The 14,130-nt window shown below is 55.9% G+C and carries 12 protein-coding genes; 2 read left to right on the forward strand and 10 right to left on the reverse strand.

What is annotated here, in order from left to right; translation table 11 throughout:
• Window positions 1–171 precede the first annotated feature (171 nt).
• A complete protein-coding gene (locus TH468_RS10660; RefSeq protein WP_085643926.1) occupies window positions 172–567 on the forward strand; it encodes a cytochrome c family protein in 396 nt (131 codons plus the stop codon).
• 75 nt (window positions 568–642) lie between these two features.
• Here TH468_RS10660 and TH468_RS10665 read toward each other — a convergent pair whose 3' ends face one another.
• From TH468_RS10665 to TH468_RS10705, 9 genes are all read right to left on the reverse strand, one after another.
• Window positions 643–1,383, reverse strand: coding sequence for a hypothetical protein (locus tag TH468_RS10665; protein ID WP_085643928.1), 741 nt, complete (start codon window positions 1,381–1,383; stop codon window positions 643–645).
• Between the two features lie 139 nt (window positions 1,384–1,522).
• The gene (locus tag TH468_RS10670) at window positions 1,523–2,392 is read right to left on the reverse strand and encodes an SUMF1/EgtB/PvdO family nonheme iron enzyme (RefSeq protein WP_085643930.1); all 870 of its coding nucleotides are present in this window, start codon (window positions 2,390–2,392) and stop codon (window positions 1,523–1,525) included.
• Window positions 2,393–2,709: 317 nt separating this feature from the next.
• Window positions 2,710–3,045: a hypothetical protein gene (locus TH468_RS21615; protein ID WP_168177122.1), complete on the reverse strand. Its 336-nt coding sequence runs from the start codon at window positions 3,043–3,045 to the stop codon at window positions 2,710–2,712.
• A gap of 89 nt (window positions 3,046–3,134) precedes the next feature.
• Window positions 3,135–3,563, reverse strand: a complete 429-nt coding sequence (locus tag TH468_RS10680) for a universal stress protein (protein WP_007089662.1) — start codon at window positions 3,561–3,563, stop codon at window positions 3,135–3,137.
• Between the two features lie 14 nt (window positions 3,564–3,577).
• Entirely contained in the window at window positions 3,578–6,169 is a 2,592-nt protein-coding gene (locus TH468_RS10685; protein ID WP_085643932.1) for a TRAP transporter permease, read from the reverse strand.
• 209 nt (window positions 6,170–6,378) lie between these two features.
• Window positions 6,379–7,356 carry a TAXI family TRAP transporter solute-binding subunit gene (locus tag TH468_RS10690; protein WP_085643934.1) on the reverse strand — a complete coding sequence of 326 codons (978 nt, stop codon included), beginning with the start codon at window positions 7,354–7,356 and terminating at the stop codon, window positions 6,379–6,381.
• 207 nt (window positions 7,357–7,563) lie between these two features.
• A complete protein-coding gene (locus TH468_RS10695) occupies window positions 7,564–8,394 on the reverse strand; it encodes a 3-keto-5-aminohexanoate cleavage protein (RefSeq protein WP_085643936.1) in 831 nt (276 codons plus the stop codon).
• A complete protein-coding gene (locus tag TH468_RS10700; RefSeq protein ID WP_085643938.1) occupies window positions 8,394–9,755 on the reverse strand; it encodes an aspartate aminotransferase family protein in 1,362 nt (453 codons plus the stop codon). The genes TH468_RS10695 and TH468_RS10700 overlap by 1 nt, the downstream gene beginning before the upstream one ends.
• Window positions 9,752–10,654: a MurR/RpiR family transcriptional regulator gene (locus TH468_RS10705; RefSeq protein WP_085643940.1), complete on the reverse strand. Its 903-nt coding sequence runs from the start codon at window positions 10,652–10,654 to the stop codon at window positions 9,752–9,754. Before TH468_RS10705 ends, TH468_RS10700 begins: the two co-directional genes overlap by 4 nt.
• Before the next feature lie 276 nt (window positions 10,655–10,930).
• Here TH468_RS10705 and TH468_RS10715 point away from each other — a divergent pair, with 276 nt between their 5' ends.
• Window positions 10,931–12,025 carry a response regulator gene (locus TH468_RS10715; RefSeq protein ID WP_085643943.1) on the forward strand — a complete coding sequence of 365 codons (1,095 nt, stop codon included), beginning with the start codon at window positions 10,931–10,933 and terminating at the stop codon, window positions 12,023–12,025.
• A 166-nt stretch (window positions 12,026–12,191) separates the two neighbouring features.
• On the opposite strand, the gene TH468_RS10720 is transcribed toward TH468_RS10715, so the two are convergent.
• Window positions 12,192–14,111: an asparagine synthetase B gene (locus tag TH468_RS10720; RefSeq protein WP_085643945.1), complete on the reverse strand. Its 1,920-nt coding sequence runs from the start codon at window positions 14,109–14,111 to the stop codon at window positions 12,192–12,194.
• Window positions 14,112–14,130: the final 19 nt, after the last annotated feature.

Below are 14,130 nucleotides of genomic sequence, written 5' to 3' on the forward strand. Positions count from 1 at the left end.
CCTGCATGTGGTAAATGTCGTGTCGAATTCGGGAAACTCAACAGTAAGCCGATCTTTTTTAACGAAAAGCGAATTTTTGCTTCTGTTTATGTTTTTCGGTTCACTTGTGAACCAACCAACGACACAATGTAGTGGGGACCCTACCACCGCAGACCAAGAGAGGCCCGCAATATGAATTGGACCAAAACGCTTACCATCGCCGCCACTCTGGCCGTACTCGGCATGGCACCGGCAATGGCTGGTGATGCCGAAAAAGGCGAAAAAGTTTTCAAGAAATGCGCTGCCTGCCACAGCATTGAAGCCGGCCAGAACAAGGTCGGCCCATCGCTGGCGGGTGCGTTCGGCGCACAATGTGGCCATGTCGCCGACTTTAAATACGGCAAAGGCTATCAGGCTGCTTGTGAAAAAGGTTTCACCATCGATGAAGCCTTCCTGGTTGATTATCTTCAGGATCCGTCAGCCAAGCTTAGCGAAATCTCGGGTTCGAAAGAACGCTCGAAGATGACCTTCAAGCTGAAAAAAGAAGACGAAATTGCCGATGTCATCGAATATCTGAAAGCGCACTAAACCTTTCGATATCCGGTACCGGAATAAAAAACGGCCAGTGCTTCTGCATTGGCCGTTTTCATGCGTGCAAAGATATCACGCTGCGGCGCGTCGCCGACCAAGTTCCTCGGTGATCGCGCGGATTTGCTCCTCGACCCGGATGTCAATGGTCGATGTCACTTCCAGGTCGCGATCTTCGTAAACATCGCGGTCAGGATACTTTTCACGCCATTCGTTGATTGCCACATCACGCAGGCGGATCAGCTGTTCGATTTGCGGCCGATACAAAAAGATCATCCCCGATATCCAGCGATTTACCGGCCAGGATGGTTGCGCATGATCAATGATGAAGTTTTCGAGCATATTGATCACGGTTTCGCCGTCATACCAGACTTCGCCGGTCACCCAGCGGTTGGTGGTGAACAGACGCTGGGCAAAACCGTATTCATCCATCGATACCGCAACCAGGTGCGACAGCGCGTCATTTGGCCCTTCGGGATAGTCAAATCCCTCAATCGGTACCGGCTTTGACCCGGACGGCATACCGCGCGGCCGCAGGAAGGTATGGAAATGTCCATGCTCGTTCCAACTGCGCTGTTCGTCTTTGGGATGGGCATGATAATAAAACTGGGCGTGCGAATTGCGGTCATACACATCCCCTTCGGGATAATGCGTCCATTCATAAAAAGGCCCCGCCGTCTTGATCAGTTCACCGACAACATTATCGCCTGTCACCGTCAAGACCCGGTGGCATTCCATAACATCGCGTCCCGCAGTCAGCATCCGTTCAAGCCGTCCGGTCGGAAGCGATGTCCAGTCAATTGCAATTCCGGTCATTCCAACACCAGTAACCTTGCGATGAGAATCCTATCCGCAGCGGCAGAAATAACCCGTCCATGGCCATGACGGCCAATTAATCCCGTTCAAGAATTAGTGATTCTGTCACAATGTGCAAGCCTGCTTCGAAAACAGGCCGCTATTCATGCATCAACCGAAATCCGATAAGGATATGCTGCATATGTTCCGGCCTGCCATGGCGGGCGGCGGGGCGGCAAACACCGCATCCCCGATCATCCCAAGATCCGCCCTTAACAATACGGTATCCGGCTTGCAAACTGGTGGCCGTCCATTCAAACACCTGCCCCGCCCCGTCATACAGCCCATAAGGCCCCGGTTCGAACTGCCCCACCGGGACGGTATCAAACGGGCCGCGATCGGCACTGTTCAATTGCAGCGGATCATAAATATTTCCCCAGGGATAGAAAATGCCGTCCGCACCGCGAACCGCCTTCTCCCAATAGATTTCTTCGGGGATTCGCCACTTGATGCCGGTTTTCAAACTTAGCCAGATGGCATAATCCTGGGCATCACGCCACGACACCAGAACAACCGGATGATTGCCCTTGCCACGCGGCGGCTCGCCATTCTGCCACGCAAACGGACGGGTCGCGTCATATCCGTAAATCAGACCAAGACTTTCCCAGTCTTCCTCGCTGATATCAGGCGCTTCACGACCGGTATCCCGGACAAAGGCGGCATACTGATCATTGGTGACCGGCGTTTTCATGATGAAATAGTCGGGCAGATAAATGTGCCATTTATCGACTTCAACATCGTACCAGCGATTCCGGCGGCTGATGTCATGGCCATAGACCTGCTCATCAATCTGATAGGCATATTGCCGTTCAATCGCATCCGATCCCTGAAAGAACCAACCGGCCGGAATTTCCGCCACATCAGCATAGGGTACATCCGCGGACTGCGCCCGCACAGAACCGGGCAACGACATCGCGGCCAAAACGGCCGCAAAAAGACCGCCGATCATGTGACTCTGCTGTTTTTTCATTGTCTGTTCCGGTCTCCGTGATGGCTGTTCTCACGGTTTATTCAACCGTACGCCATGCTCCGCTCCCCGTATCCCTGATTTCTTAAATGCGTAAAATCTATCGATTTTTCAATCGTTTTGATACCAAAGCATAAAAAATCAAACATAAATTGTTCGCCACTCATTCAACCTTGGGCATCTTTTGACCGCTTCTCTCACACGGCTCTCTCACACAACAGTGAAACCATGTGACGTTCCGGGCGACCTGATTTGGCGCATATTGGCCTGCATCGGACGAAAAACATTCAACGTCCCTACCGTCAGATCGAAATGAACGCTTAATCAGTGAGGCAATCAATGTCCAAAAAATCCAGCTTCTTCTCCCAGTCGGCCCTGATCCCCGCGATTGCCGTTGGCGCCGGCCTTGCCATCGCGGCCCCGATGGCAATGGCAGCCCCGCTTCCGACACCGACCGCCGAAGTCGCGACGTGCACAGCCAATCCTTGCGCGGCCAACCCCTGTGCCGCAAACCCCTGTGCCGCAAACCCGTGCGCGGCCAAAAAGGTCGTCAATCCCTGCAGCCCGTGCGCAGCCAACCCTTGTGCTGCAAATCCTTGCGCGGCGGCTAACCCCTGCGCTGCCAATCCGTGTGCGGCAAATCCCTGTGCTGCCAAATAACCGGGCCGATCCGTCGCCCTGACCATGCAAAAGGGGCAGTGCTTTTGGCGCTGCCCCTTTTCATGTCTGTCCGGAACGATAGCAATCAGTCGCGAACCACCATCACCGAACAATCGGCATGGCGCACAACGCGTGCGGCGTTCGGCCCCAGAAGGTAATCCTTCAATTCGGGGCGGTGTGCCCCAATGACGATCAGATCGCAATTGGTCTTTTTCGCCATTTTCAGGATCACTTCATAAACCGTCCCCTGGCCCACGATATGCTGAACCTTAAGGTCGGACGGAATATGTTCGGAAACGAACTGGTGCAGTCTTTCGTTATAGGCATCAAGAACCTTTTTCTCGTAACCCTTGGGGAAAAACTGCCCGACCATCGACATCCCGACCGTGGGAACCACGGTCAGGACATGAAGGCGCGCATTGAATGCCTGGGCTTGCTTGATTGCAACCGGAATGGCTTTTTTCCAGGACAGATCGTGATCAAGATCCACTGTAACCAGAATATCCTTATACATGGACTTGGCCCTCCTTAGGCCGCTTCGGCACGACGGCGACGGCGTTGCAATACGATGATCCCGCCCAGCAGAATAAACGCCGGGATAAAGAACACCTCTTTGGGCATGCGGTCGGCTTCGATCTTGATCGCGGTGATTTCAAAGTCGAAATCAAGTCCCGCTTTCTCGGCCGGACCACCAAATACCAGATCATCGATAAAGACCTTGCCGTCTTCGTTGCGAACCGCAATGCCCGCATTGTAAAGACGGTCTTCACCCGATGCTTCCGGCCCCAATGGCAACATCACCGATTTGCTGACTTCGTCGCCTTCAAGACTGATGCCCTCGACATCCAGAAGAATGCTGGTATTGGCGGGCATATCGGCCGCCTTTTCAACAATCTCGGTCGCGGGCAGGTTTTCATAGGGCGGCTCCAGCAGATCAAGCCAGAAACCCGGACGGAACAGGGTAAAGGCAATCAGCAGAAGTGCCGCACTTTCCCACAGTTTCGACCGGGTGAAGAAATACCCCATCGTCCCTGCGGCAAAGACCAGCATCGCAACAATCGCGACAAAGATCACCATCACCACTTCAAACGGATGATCAAGCCCGATCAGCAGAAGCTGCGTGTTGAACAGGAACAGGAACGGCAGAACGGCGGTACGCATGCTGTAAAAGAACGCGACGAAGCCGGTCTTCATCGGGTCGGCCCCCGAAACCGCAGCCGCAGCAAAGGATGCCAGACCAACCGGTGGCGTCACATCGGCCATGATGCCGAAATAGAACACGAACAGATGCACCGCAATCAACGGCACGATCAGGCCGTTCGCAGCCCCCAGTTCAACAATCACCGGTGCCATCAGGCTCGACACCACGATATAGTTCGCCGTGGTCGGCAAGCCCATGCCAAGGATCAGGCTGATGATCGCGGTAAAGATCAGGATCAGCATCAGATTGCCGCCCGAAATCAGTTCAACGAATTCGACCATCACCTGACCGATCCCGGTCAGCGACACCGTACCCACGATGATACCGGCCGCCGCCGTCGCGACCCCGATCCCGATCATGTTGCGCGCCCCGGTGGCAAAACCGTCAATCACATCGGCAATGCCTTCCTTCACACTGGCCATATAGTCCGGCTGCTTGCGGAAGAACGCCTTGACCGGACGCTGGGTCAGCATGATGAACAGCATCAGAACCGTCGCCCAGAAGGCCGACAATCCGGGTGATTTCAACTCGATCATCAGGAACCAGACCAGAACCACGACCGGCAGCAGATAATGCAGGCCGGACTTGGCGGTTTCGCCCAGTGCCGGAAGCTCCAGCACCGGCTTGTTGGGATCATCCAGTTCAAGATCAGGATATTTCGCCGCATAATACAGACCGGCAAAATAGATCGCGGCACATTCGACCGCGACAATCCAGCCCACCGCGTTACCGAATATCTGTTTCTGGAAATTGATCGCGTAGTAAATCACACCCGCAAGAATAACCAGCGACAGCACGAACAGAAGCGAACGCATCAGCACTTGCTGCACGGTGGATGTCTGACGTTTCGGCAGGCCCTTCATATCGGCCTTAAGCGCCTCAAGATGAACGATATAAATCAGCGCGATATAGGAAATCGTCGCCGGCAGGAAGGCATGCTTGATGACTTCCGGATAGGGAATACCGACATATTCCACCATCAAAAAGGCCGCAGCCCCCATGACCGGCGGCATGATCTGCCCGTTGACCGACGATGCGACTTCGACCGCACCGGCCTTCTCGCCCGAGAAACCGACACGCTTCATCAACGGGATGGTAAAGGTCCCGGTCGTCACCACATTGGCAATCGAGGAGCCTGAAATAAGCCCGGTCATCGCCGATGCCAGAACTGCAGCCTTTGCCGGACCGCCACGCATGTGACCAAGGGCTGCAAACGCCACCTTGATGAAATAGTTGCCAGCCCCGGCTTTATCGAGCAACGAGCCAAACAGCACAAACAGGAACACGAAGCTGGTCGAAACGCCAAGCGCAATCCCGAACACGCCTTCGGTCGTGATCCACTGATGCGACATCGCCTTGGAGAAGCTTGCACCCGCCCATTGCAGGACATCGGGCACCCACGGCGCATTGCCAAAGAAAACATAGGCAAGGAACACCATCGCCACGACCATAAGGGGCGGGCCAAGTGCGCGGCGCGTTGCTTCAAGCAACAGCACCAGACCGGCACCGGCAACCACAAGATCCTGCGTGATCGGCAAGCCCGGACGCGATGACAGCTCGCGGTAGAAAATAAAGATATAAAGGGCACAGAATGCCCCGGCAGCCGCCAGGACCCAGTCAAAAACCGGAATATAACTTCGCGGTGAATTCTTGAAAGCCGGATAGGCCAGAAACGCCAGGAACACGGCAAAAGCCAGATGGATCGACCGTGCTTCGGTCGAATTGAAAACCCCAAAACTGACAATATAGGGCAGTGGCGATGCCAGCCACAGCTGGAACAGCGACCAGGCCACGGCAACATACAGCAAAATTTTTGCCGTCATGCCGGTCGGCTGGCGCGCGCCTGTATCATTTTCTGCGATCAGATCCTGAAGATCCTGGTCCGATGGACCCTGTGTCGCGCTTTTATCGTCGGTCATTGCAAACTCCCGGTCTGAACGCGGTTTCTGTTTCGGGTGGCCCAAACCAATAGCCCAGAAACAAAAAACCTCCGTCGACACTTACCCGGTCGCCCACGGAGCATATCGGCACATCATCGTGCGCCATTTTGATCAAATTTTTTTAAGATGCCCGCAGGACGGAAGAAAACAAAACGGGAGGCACGCCGTGCCTCCCGTTTCAACCTGTCTTACATCAGGCCAGCTTCTTTGAAGTATTTGACAGCGCCGTCATGCAGCGGTGCCGAAAGGCCGTCTTTGACCATTTCTTCTTTTTTGAGGATCGCAAAAGCCGGGTGCAGCTTTTTGAAATCGTCAAAGTTTTCAAAGACTGCTTTGACAACATTGTAAACGACGTCCGCATCGGTTGCGGTCGATGAAACGAAGGTCGCGCCAACACCGAAGGTTTTCACGTCTTCCGGGTTACCGCGATACATGCCGCCCGGAATGGTGGCAACACGGTAATACGGGTTATCGGCAACCAGTTTGTCGATTTCCGGACCGGCAACTTCCACCAGAACAGAATCACAGGAAGATACAGCTTCCTGAATCGAACCGGACGGATGACCAACGACATAAAGCATCGCATCGATCTTGTTATCGCAAAGCGCCTGCGACTGTTCAGCCGGCTTCAGCTCGGATGCCAGTGCGAAATCGTCAAGGGTCCAGCCCTTGGCGTTCATCACGATTTCCATGGTGTCGCGGCTACCCGAACCCGGGTTACCGATATTGACACGTTTGCCTTTAAGGTCATCAAAGGTTTTGATGCCGGAATCAGCGCGGGCAACAATGGTGAACGGCTCTGGATGGATCGAGAAGACAGCACGCAGTTCCGGGAACGGGCCGACGTCTTTGAATGCTTTTTCACCATTCAGGGCATAGTACTGAACGTCAGACTGGGCAACGCCAAGATCCAGCTCGCCCGAACGAATGGTGTTGATGTTGTAGGACGAACCACCAGTGGACTCGACCGAGCAACGAATGCCATGCTCTTTACGGTCTTTGTTCACAAGACGGCAGATTGCACCACCGGTCGGATAGTAAACGCCCGTCACGCCACCGGTACCGATGGTGATAAAACGGTTTTCCTGTGCCGATGCCTGTCCGGCGAACAGCGACGCACCTGCCAAGGTGGCAATGGCACCCGCTACAGCAATAAGTTTCTTCATCAGGATTAGCTCCCTATTACACCCTGTTATAAAGTTTTCAACCACACCGCGAGGATGCGACGGAAAAACATGGAAACATCAGATAAATCAGATGTTTCAGCGAGGGGATTATAATGACGAGCCTCAAGAATTGAAACCCTATAACCCCGAAACCCCCTGATACTTTTATGTCAGGTAACCAGTCTGTTTTCATTGGCGCACCACAGTTCACCACTGTGGTTGCATGATTTTTCGCGCCTGATCACTGGTCGCAACAGTCCGCCCCATAAGATACGCGCCTTCGCGCGCCTGAACGATCAAAGCAGCATTGTCGACCGCACCCGAACGGTCAACCAAAAGATGATTATTTTCAAAACCAATACGCGCATGACCACCCAATCCGGCAGCCGTCAACGCGCAGGCATTTTCATGCGCCCCGAAGGCGCACAGCATCCATTCCGACACAAAGGGCGACGTCTCTAGATACGGCAAAAGGTCCTTGGGATCGGATACCTGCCCCGTGGTGTAACGGCCCAGAACATAAAGCGCCGGCAGCTTTTCACCCGGAATGACGCCATCACGCACAAGCTGGTTGAACCGTATCACGTCTCCTGGCGCATAAAGGATGAATTGCGGCAGGATATCCGCCTCGCGCATGAAGGCAAAGAAATCGCGCAGTTCGTTCAGGTCGGCATTTTCCGGCGCAATTTCGCGAACCGCGATTGAAACGGCTTCGGGCACAAGCCCGCGAATCATCGCCATCTGGTCCTGCGCGCTATACATGCCGACCGCCTCGCTTGTGACCTGAAGCAGCATGTCATCCCCGACACTGGCCCTGACCTCGGTCAGCATTTCACGATAACGGCCCACATCAATGCTGTGCTTCTGATCGTCATCACGCACATGCAGATGCATCATTGCCGCCCCGGCGGCCTTGCAGTTGGCGGCTTCTAGTGCCAGTTCCGCTGGTGTAATCGGAATGCTGGGCAGATCGGCCTTGGTTTTGCGCGCGCCATTGGGGGCCGATGCGATCAGAAACGGGGTTTCACCATAAGACATTACAAAAGCCCCTCGGCGGCAAACACGTCATTCATCGCCAATTCAAACAGTTCAACGATCCTTGCTACATCATCCCCGGTCACGATAAAGGGCGGCGCAAACAGCACGTGATCGCCGCGCACGCCATCAATCGTGCCCCCCATCGGATAGGCCATCAACCCGCGCGCAAAGGCCGCCTTCTTGATCCTGGCGTTGATCTTGCGCGCCGGATCAAACGGGTCTTTAGTTTCGCGATCCGCGACCAGCTCAACACCCCGGAACAATCCCCGGCCCCGAATGTCGCCAACAAACGGGTGCTGCCCGAACCGTTCGCGCAATCCATCGGCCAGCAATTCGCCCTGCTTGACGACATTGGCCAGAAGGTCGCGTTCACGGATGGTCCGCTGGGTTGCAAGGGCTGCGGCACAGGCGGTTGCATGCCCCTGATAGGTATGACCGTGCTGAAAGAAACCCGATCCATTGGCAATCGCATCATCGATTTTCTTCGACACCAGGATCGCACCAATCGGCTGGTATCCGGCACCCAGCCCCTTGGCGATGGTTTGCAAATCACCCGAAATGCCTTCCTGTTCAATCGCATGCAGGGTGCCGGTGCGCCCCATACCGCACATGACCTCGTCAAGGATCAGAAGCACACCATACTGATCGCAAATCTCGCGGATGCGTTTGAAATATCCCGGCACTGGTACAACCGCACCCGATGTTGCGCCGACAACCGGCTCGGCGACAAAGGCGGCAACGCTGTCGGCCCCCAGTTCAAGGATCGCGGTTTCAAGTTCATTGGCGACCCGCAAACCATACGCCGCATCACTTTCGCCCGGCAACTGGTCGCGATACGGATAACAGGGCGCGATATGGCTTGCCGTAATCAGCAGCGGTTCGAACTGCTTGCGACGCCACATATTCCCGCCAACCGAAAGCGCGCCCAGCGTATTGCCATGATAGGACTGGCGGCGCGCAATCACGTATTTCCGGTCCGGCTGCCCGATCTCAAGGAAATATTGCCGCGCCATTTTAAGCGCCGCCTCGGTCGCCTCGGACCCGCCCGAGACGAAATACGCCTTGGCAATGCCTTCGGGGGCATGGGTGACAAGGTCTTCGGCCAGTTCTTCCATCGCATCGGTGGAAAAGAAACCCGAATGGGCATAGGCAATCTGATCAATCTGTGCATGCATCGCTGCACGCACCGCCGGGTCGGAATGCCCCAGGCACGAAACGGCGGCTCCACCGCTGGCATCCAGATAACTTTTGCCATTCTGATCAAAGATATAAATGCTTTCCCCCCGCACCGCACGCGGCGGGGTCGCAAGACTGCTGCGATGAAGGACATAGGTTTCGGGCTTGCTGTGGGGCTGTGTCATGATCGGGAATTCCGGGTGGGGGCGGCTTCTTCATGATAGGCATCGAAAGCCGCAAGTTGTTCTTCCGCAACGGCAATCCGTTGCAGTACCTTTTGACCGCCGCGCGCAACCAGAAGGGCGACAAGCGCCTGCATGACCGAAACGCTGGTGGTAAAGCTTTGGAAAAAGGATGGGGAACGGTCTGATACGACCAGCTTTGCAACCGCATCGACCGCAATCGGCGCAACGTTCGAATCACAAACCGCAATCACCGGGCAATGCTGTTTGCGGGCAAACGCAACCGCGCGCACCGTATCGCGAATATAGGGGCGTGCCCCGACGGCAATCAGAACGTCCCGCGGGCCAATCCCGCGCAACTGATCGCCGAATGCGCCTGCATGCCCGTCAACCAGAACACCATTTTCGTTAAACAGCCGATAGGCATAGGCAAACTGATACGCCGCCGGATAGGCCGCACCACGCCCGACGACAAAAACCTGACGGGCGCGCGCAATATGTTCACACGCGTCCTTCATGCATTCGCACATTTCCGGTGCGAATGCATGCCCGATATTGGCAATCTCCGCCGCCGCGATGCTTTGCAGCAGATGTGCATCGCGATGGATATCGGCTTCGCTGTTTTGCAGTTCTCGGGCCCGGTGTGCGTAACTTGCCGGCAGGTCAAGCAACCGGTTCTGGTAACTGTCGCGAAACTGCTGCCACGTATCAACACCGATGGCTGCCATCAGGCGCGTGACCGTGCTGGGCGGGACATTCGCCGCACGCGCAAGGGCGCGCATTGATCGCAGGGCAACATCATTGGGATGATCAAGGATATGGCGCGCTGCCTTCTGCATTTGCGGGCTCAGCGTTGCATAGTCCGAAATCAGCTTTTCGCGCAAATCGGTGTAAACACCCATTTTCCTGCGTTCCTGTGGTCAATTGATCGAAAAACTACGCCACAGCGCCACCGGATTTGCAACGAATGTTTCAATTATGCAGCTCAATGAAACGTTTGTTTTGCAAAATGTTTCATGACCAAGGCAGACTTGTGGGCTGCAATTGGTAAAAACCATGGACTTATAAGAAAAAGATGTAACAATACCAAATTCGCGGCAGGAACGTTTACGTTTCATATAAAGATATAAATCTACATTCGCGATGTGGGACTGGGCACCGAATCGATAAGGTGGCCAATGAATAACCAGATCATCGATGCACTGGCACAGACAAGTGCAGGCATCGCTCTTTTTGACAGCAATGAACGAATCATCTATGCGAACCCGGCTTGGGAACAGCTGATTACCGGCGTTGCCGAGGAAGACCTGCTGTTTTCCGAGACCGAGCTTGCTGATGGCGGCATGATTTCCGTCTGCTTCGTCAAGCCGCAGGCGGAGCATCCCCACCCGATTGCCCTTCCGGCATCGGCCAATGACACCAAAATCGGTACCGTGATCATCGCCGATGACAGCGAAAGCAACCGCATGGTCGCGCGCCGCATCCTGCAAGCCGAAGGATACGGCATTGTCGAGGCCACCAACGGACAGACCGTGCTGAACATGCTGCGTCGCGGGGTCACCGCCGATCTGATCCTGATGGATGTTGAAATGCCCGATATGGACGGATTGCATACGACGCGCCGCATCCGCCACATGCAGGGGCCGGTTGCCCATACCCCCATCATTGCCTTGTCTGCCCACCAGTCGCGCGACTGGAACGTCATTGCGCGTCAGTCCGGCGTGGACGAATTCATCAACAAACCGATCCAGCGGACCAAGCTTCTTGATACCATCCGCGACCTCATCAGCCGGTCCCCGGACGGTGCGACCCCGACCGCACGACTGTCACCGCCGCCCGTGCTGCGTTCCAAGGGCGCTCGCCTCACCCGCCCGGAACGCCTTGATCCCCCCTCAAGCCCGGTTCTTGATATCCGCACCCTCGAACAGCTTTATGCCGACGCCGGGGACGAAGGGGCATCATGCGGTATCGACCTTTTCATCAATGAAACCGAAACCCGCTTGGTCAAAATTGACAACGCGCTGTCAAATGACGACCTCGCAACCGTCCGGGACGAGGTCCATGTGCTCAAAAGCACCTCAGGCACCTTTGGCTTGCGCCAGCTTTCCGATTTGTGCGGGGTCACACAGAATTTCTTTGAAGAAGACGATATCGACGAAGGCCGCATCCTCGCCCTGTCACGCCAGGTCGTACTGCTGGCACCAACGGCCCTGACCGCGCTTAATCTTTACCGCCGCTCACGCGGCTGGGGCAATCCGCAAGGGCCTCAATAGCCTGCCCCCACGACAACTCTCGCCACCCCGGCCACACCTCCTACAGAGGCCGGGGCCGAGGTTAAGCTTAAGGCAGAGACAGCATTAAAGACTGAGCCCGAAACCTCGGCAAAACCTCAGTCCAAGCTCCCAGCCCACACCCAAGTCCAAGCCAAATGCACGATTTTCACATCGCTGCCTCGGACAACGTTTCTGCTTGAACAGCCGCCTTTATCGATCCACCCACGCTGCCTTTTGCATACTTGATCTCTGCCCCGCGATCCGTTGCAAGATGCGTCTGCCAAATCCGCCAAACGAGTAACGCCCAAAGGCCAAGCGCCATATCCTGCTCGCCATGCCGTGTTGCCCTGCGCCAGTAATCCTGCCGCGCGCAATCCAGTATCGGCAGATCAGCAAACAGCATCTGGATAATCCGGGCCTCGCACCCCCACAAAAGCCCACCAAGCTTTACCAGCCAGTCCGACACCGGTGGATTGAAGCCGACCTTGGATGCACGGAGATAGCCATCCGGCATCATCGGCGCGATGGCCGCACGCAACAACGACTTCGCACCGTCCCGCAGATGCCCGCGTGCCGCAACACGCCCGGCAATTGCCATCACGTCATGGCCCAGCAATGGCACCCGGTATTCCAGCCCATATGCCATGCCACATTGGTCCGACATCGCAAGCTGATTTCCCGGCAATGTCACCCGTCGGTCAAACGCCATCATCTGATCGCACAAATCACCGTCTGGCAAACCCTCGGGTACCACTAACCGCGCGCCCAATTCCGTCAATCCGCAACGATCATTCCAGTATTGAAACGCCCTTTGTGCGTCGCCCTGCCCGCCCCGAACAAACCGCGCCCCCCCGCGCGGCAGCAACCGGGCAATATTGCCTGCCATCTTTCGTCGGATGAAACCCGGAACAGACTGCCACGCACCGAATATCGCGGCCGCCTGATAGCGCGGATAGCCCCCAAACAGCTCATCCCCGCCATCCCCTGCCAGACAGATCGGCACGTGCCTTGATACCGCCGCACCAAGCGCCTGCATCAAAACAACCGACGGATTGCCAAAGGGCGCCCCAAAAGCCCGCAGGCCATCATTCAGATGCGCCAGAATTTCTTCGGGCCCGTCAGGTGCCACGACAATGTGCAACTCCATGCCCAGATGCTTTGCCAACTGCCGCGCCCGCGGTGTTTCATCCATCTCGGCATTGTCAAATTGCATGACAAATCCCGGCGGCGGCTTTTGCCCGCGTTCACGCGCGACATCACACGCCATGGCGGCAATCGCACCACTATCCACTCCACCGGACAAAAGCATGCCAACATTACGGTCCGCATCCATCGCATCGGCCACCGACTGGCGAATGGCCCGGCGCAGATCGGCAACTGTGTTGCCACCAGCAGCTCGGTGGCAAATGGCTGGCCGGATCATCCGGCTATCAATCTTACCATCCTGCCAGCAGATCAGTTCCCCCGGCCTTAACTGCCGGATATCGACAAAGCCCGTCGCAGGTGCAGGCACAAATAGGTGCGCAAGATAATGCGGAAAAACATTCTGGTCCGGCATGGCCGGTATGATGCAACGCAGGGCTGCGACCTCGGACGCAAACGCCACGTTCCCGTCGCTACATTCTGCAAAATGAAGCGGCTTTATCCCGACCGGATCGCGCCCCAGCCAAAGCTGCCGCAAGACGCAATCCCAAAGCGCAAAGGCATACTGCCCGGAAAGATCGGCAAGTGCTTTGGCAGGATCAGCATCATCACGCAGGGCATTGCCAAGAACCGCCAGAACCAGCGCCGCGTCACTGTCGCTTTCAACGACGGAACCTTTTTCACGCAAAGACAAAATACGCCGCCGATGCCCCGCGATATAACCATTGAACGCCAATACAAACCGACCATCGGGTGAAATCAGGGGCTGGTTTGCCGCCATCCCCGGATCGGTTGTGATCAGCCGACGCACGCCAAGCGTTAGCGCACCCGAGCGATCAGACCAGCACCCTTCATCATCAGGTCCCCGATGGGCAAGCGCATGCAGCGCTGCCAGAACGCGCTGACGCTCAGTACTCCCCGTCGCCCCCGCCAATCCGCACATAAGGCTCCCCCCTTATGAA

The organism is Thalassospira sp. MCCC 1A03138 (assembly GCF_002115785.1).
In the GTDB taxonomy this organism is placed as follows: Bacteria; Pseudomonadota; Alphaproteobacteria; order Rhodospirillales; family Thalassospiraceae; genus Thalassospira.

Excerpts from the sequence above, each read along its gene's own strand:
- TH468_RS10720 (WP_085643945.1), bottom strand. The coding sequence starts at position 14,111 with ATGTGCGGATTGGCGGGGGCGACGGGGAGTACTGAGCGTCAGCGCGTT.
- TH468_RS10690 (WP_085643934.1), bottom strand. The coding sequence starts at position 7,356 with ATGAAGAAACTTATTGCTGTAGCGGGTGCCATTGCCACCTTGGCAGGT.
- TH468_RS10715 (WP_085643943.1), top strand. The coding sequence starts at position 10,931 with ATGAATAACCAGATCATCGATGCACTGGCACAGACAAGTGCAGGCATC.
- TH468_RS10685 (WP_085643932.1), bottom strand. The coding sequence starts at position 6,169 with ATGACCGACGATAAAAGCGCGACACAGGGTCCATCGGACCAGGATCTT.
- TH468_RS10700 (WP_085643938.1), bottom strand. The coding sequence starts at position 9,755 with ATGACACAGCCCCACAGCAAGCCCGAAACCTATGTCCTTCATCGCAGC.
- TH468_RS10665 (WP_085643928.1), bottom strand. The coding sequence starts at position 1,383 with ATGACCGGAATTGCAATTGACTGGACATCGCTTCCGACCGGACGGCTT.
- TH468_RS10705 (WP_085643940.1), bottom strand. The coding sequence starts at position 10,654 with ATGGGTGTTTACACCGATTTGCGCGAAAAGCTGATTTCGGACTATGCA.
- TH468_RS10660 (WP_085643926.1), top strand. The coding sequence starts at position 172 with ATGAATTGGACCAAAACGCTTACCATCGCCGCCACTCTGGCCGTACTC.
- TH468_RS10670 (WP_085643930.1), bottom strand. The coding sequence starts at position 2,392 with ATGAAAAAACAGCAGAGTCACATGATCGGCGGTCTTTTTGCGGCCGTT.
- TH468_RS10680 (WP_007089662.1), bottom strand. The coding sequence starts at position 3,563 with ATGTATAAGGATATTCTGGTTACAGTGGATCTTGATCACGATCTGTCC.
- TH468_RS10695 (WP_085643936.1), bottom strand. The coding sequence starts at position 8,394 with ATGTCTTATGGTGAAACCCCGTTTCTGATCGCATCGGCCCCCAATGGC.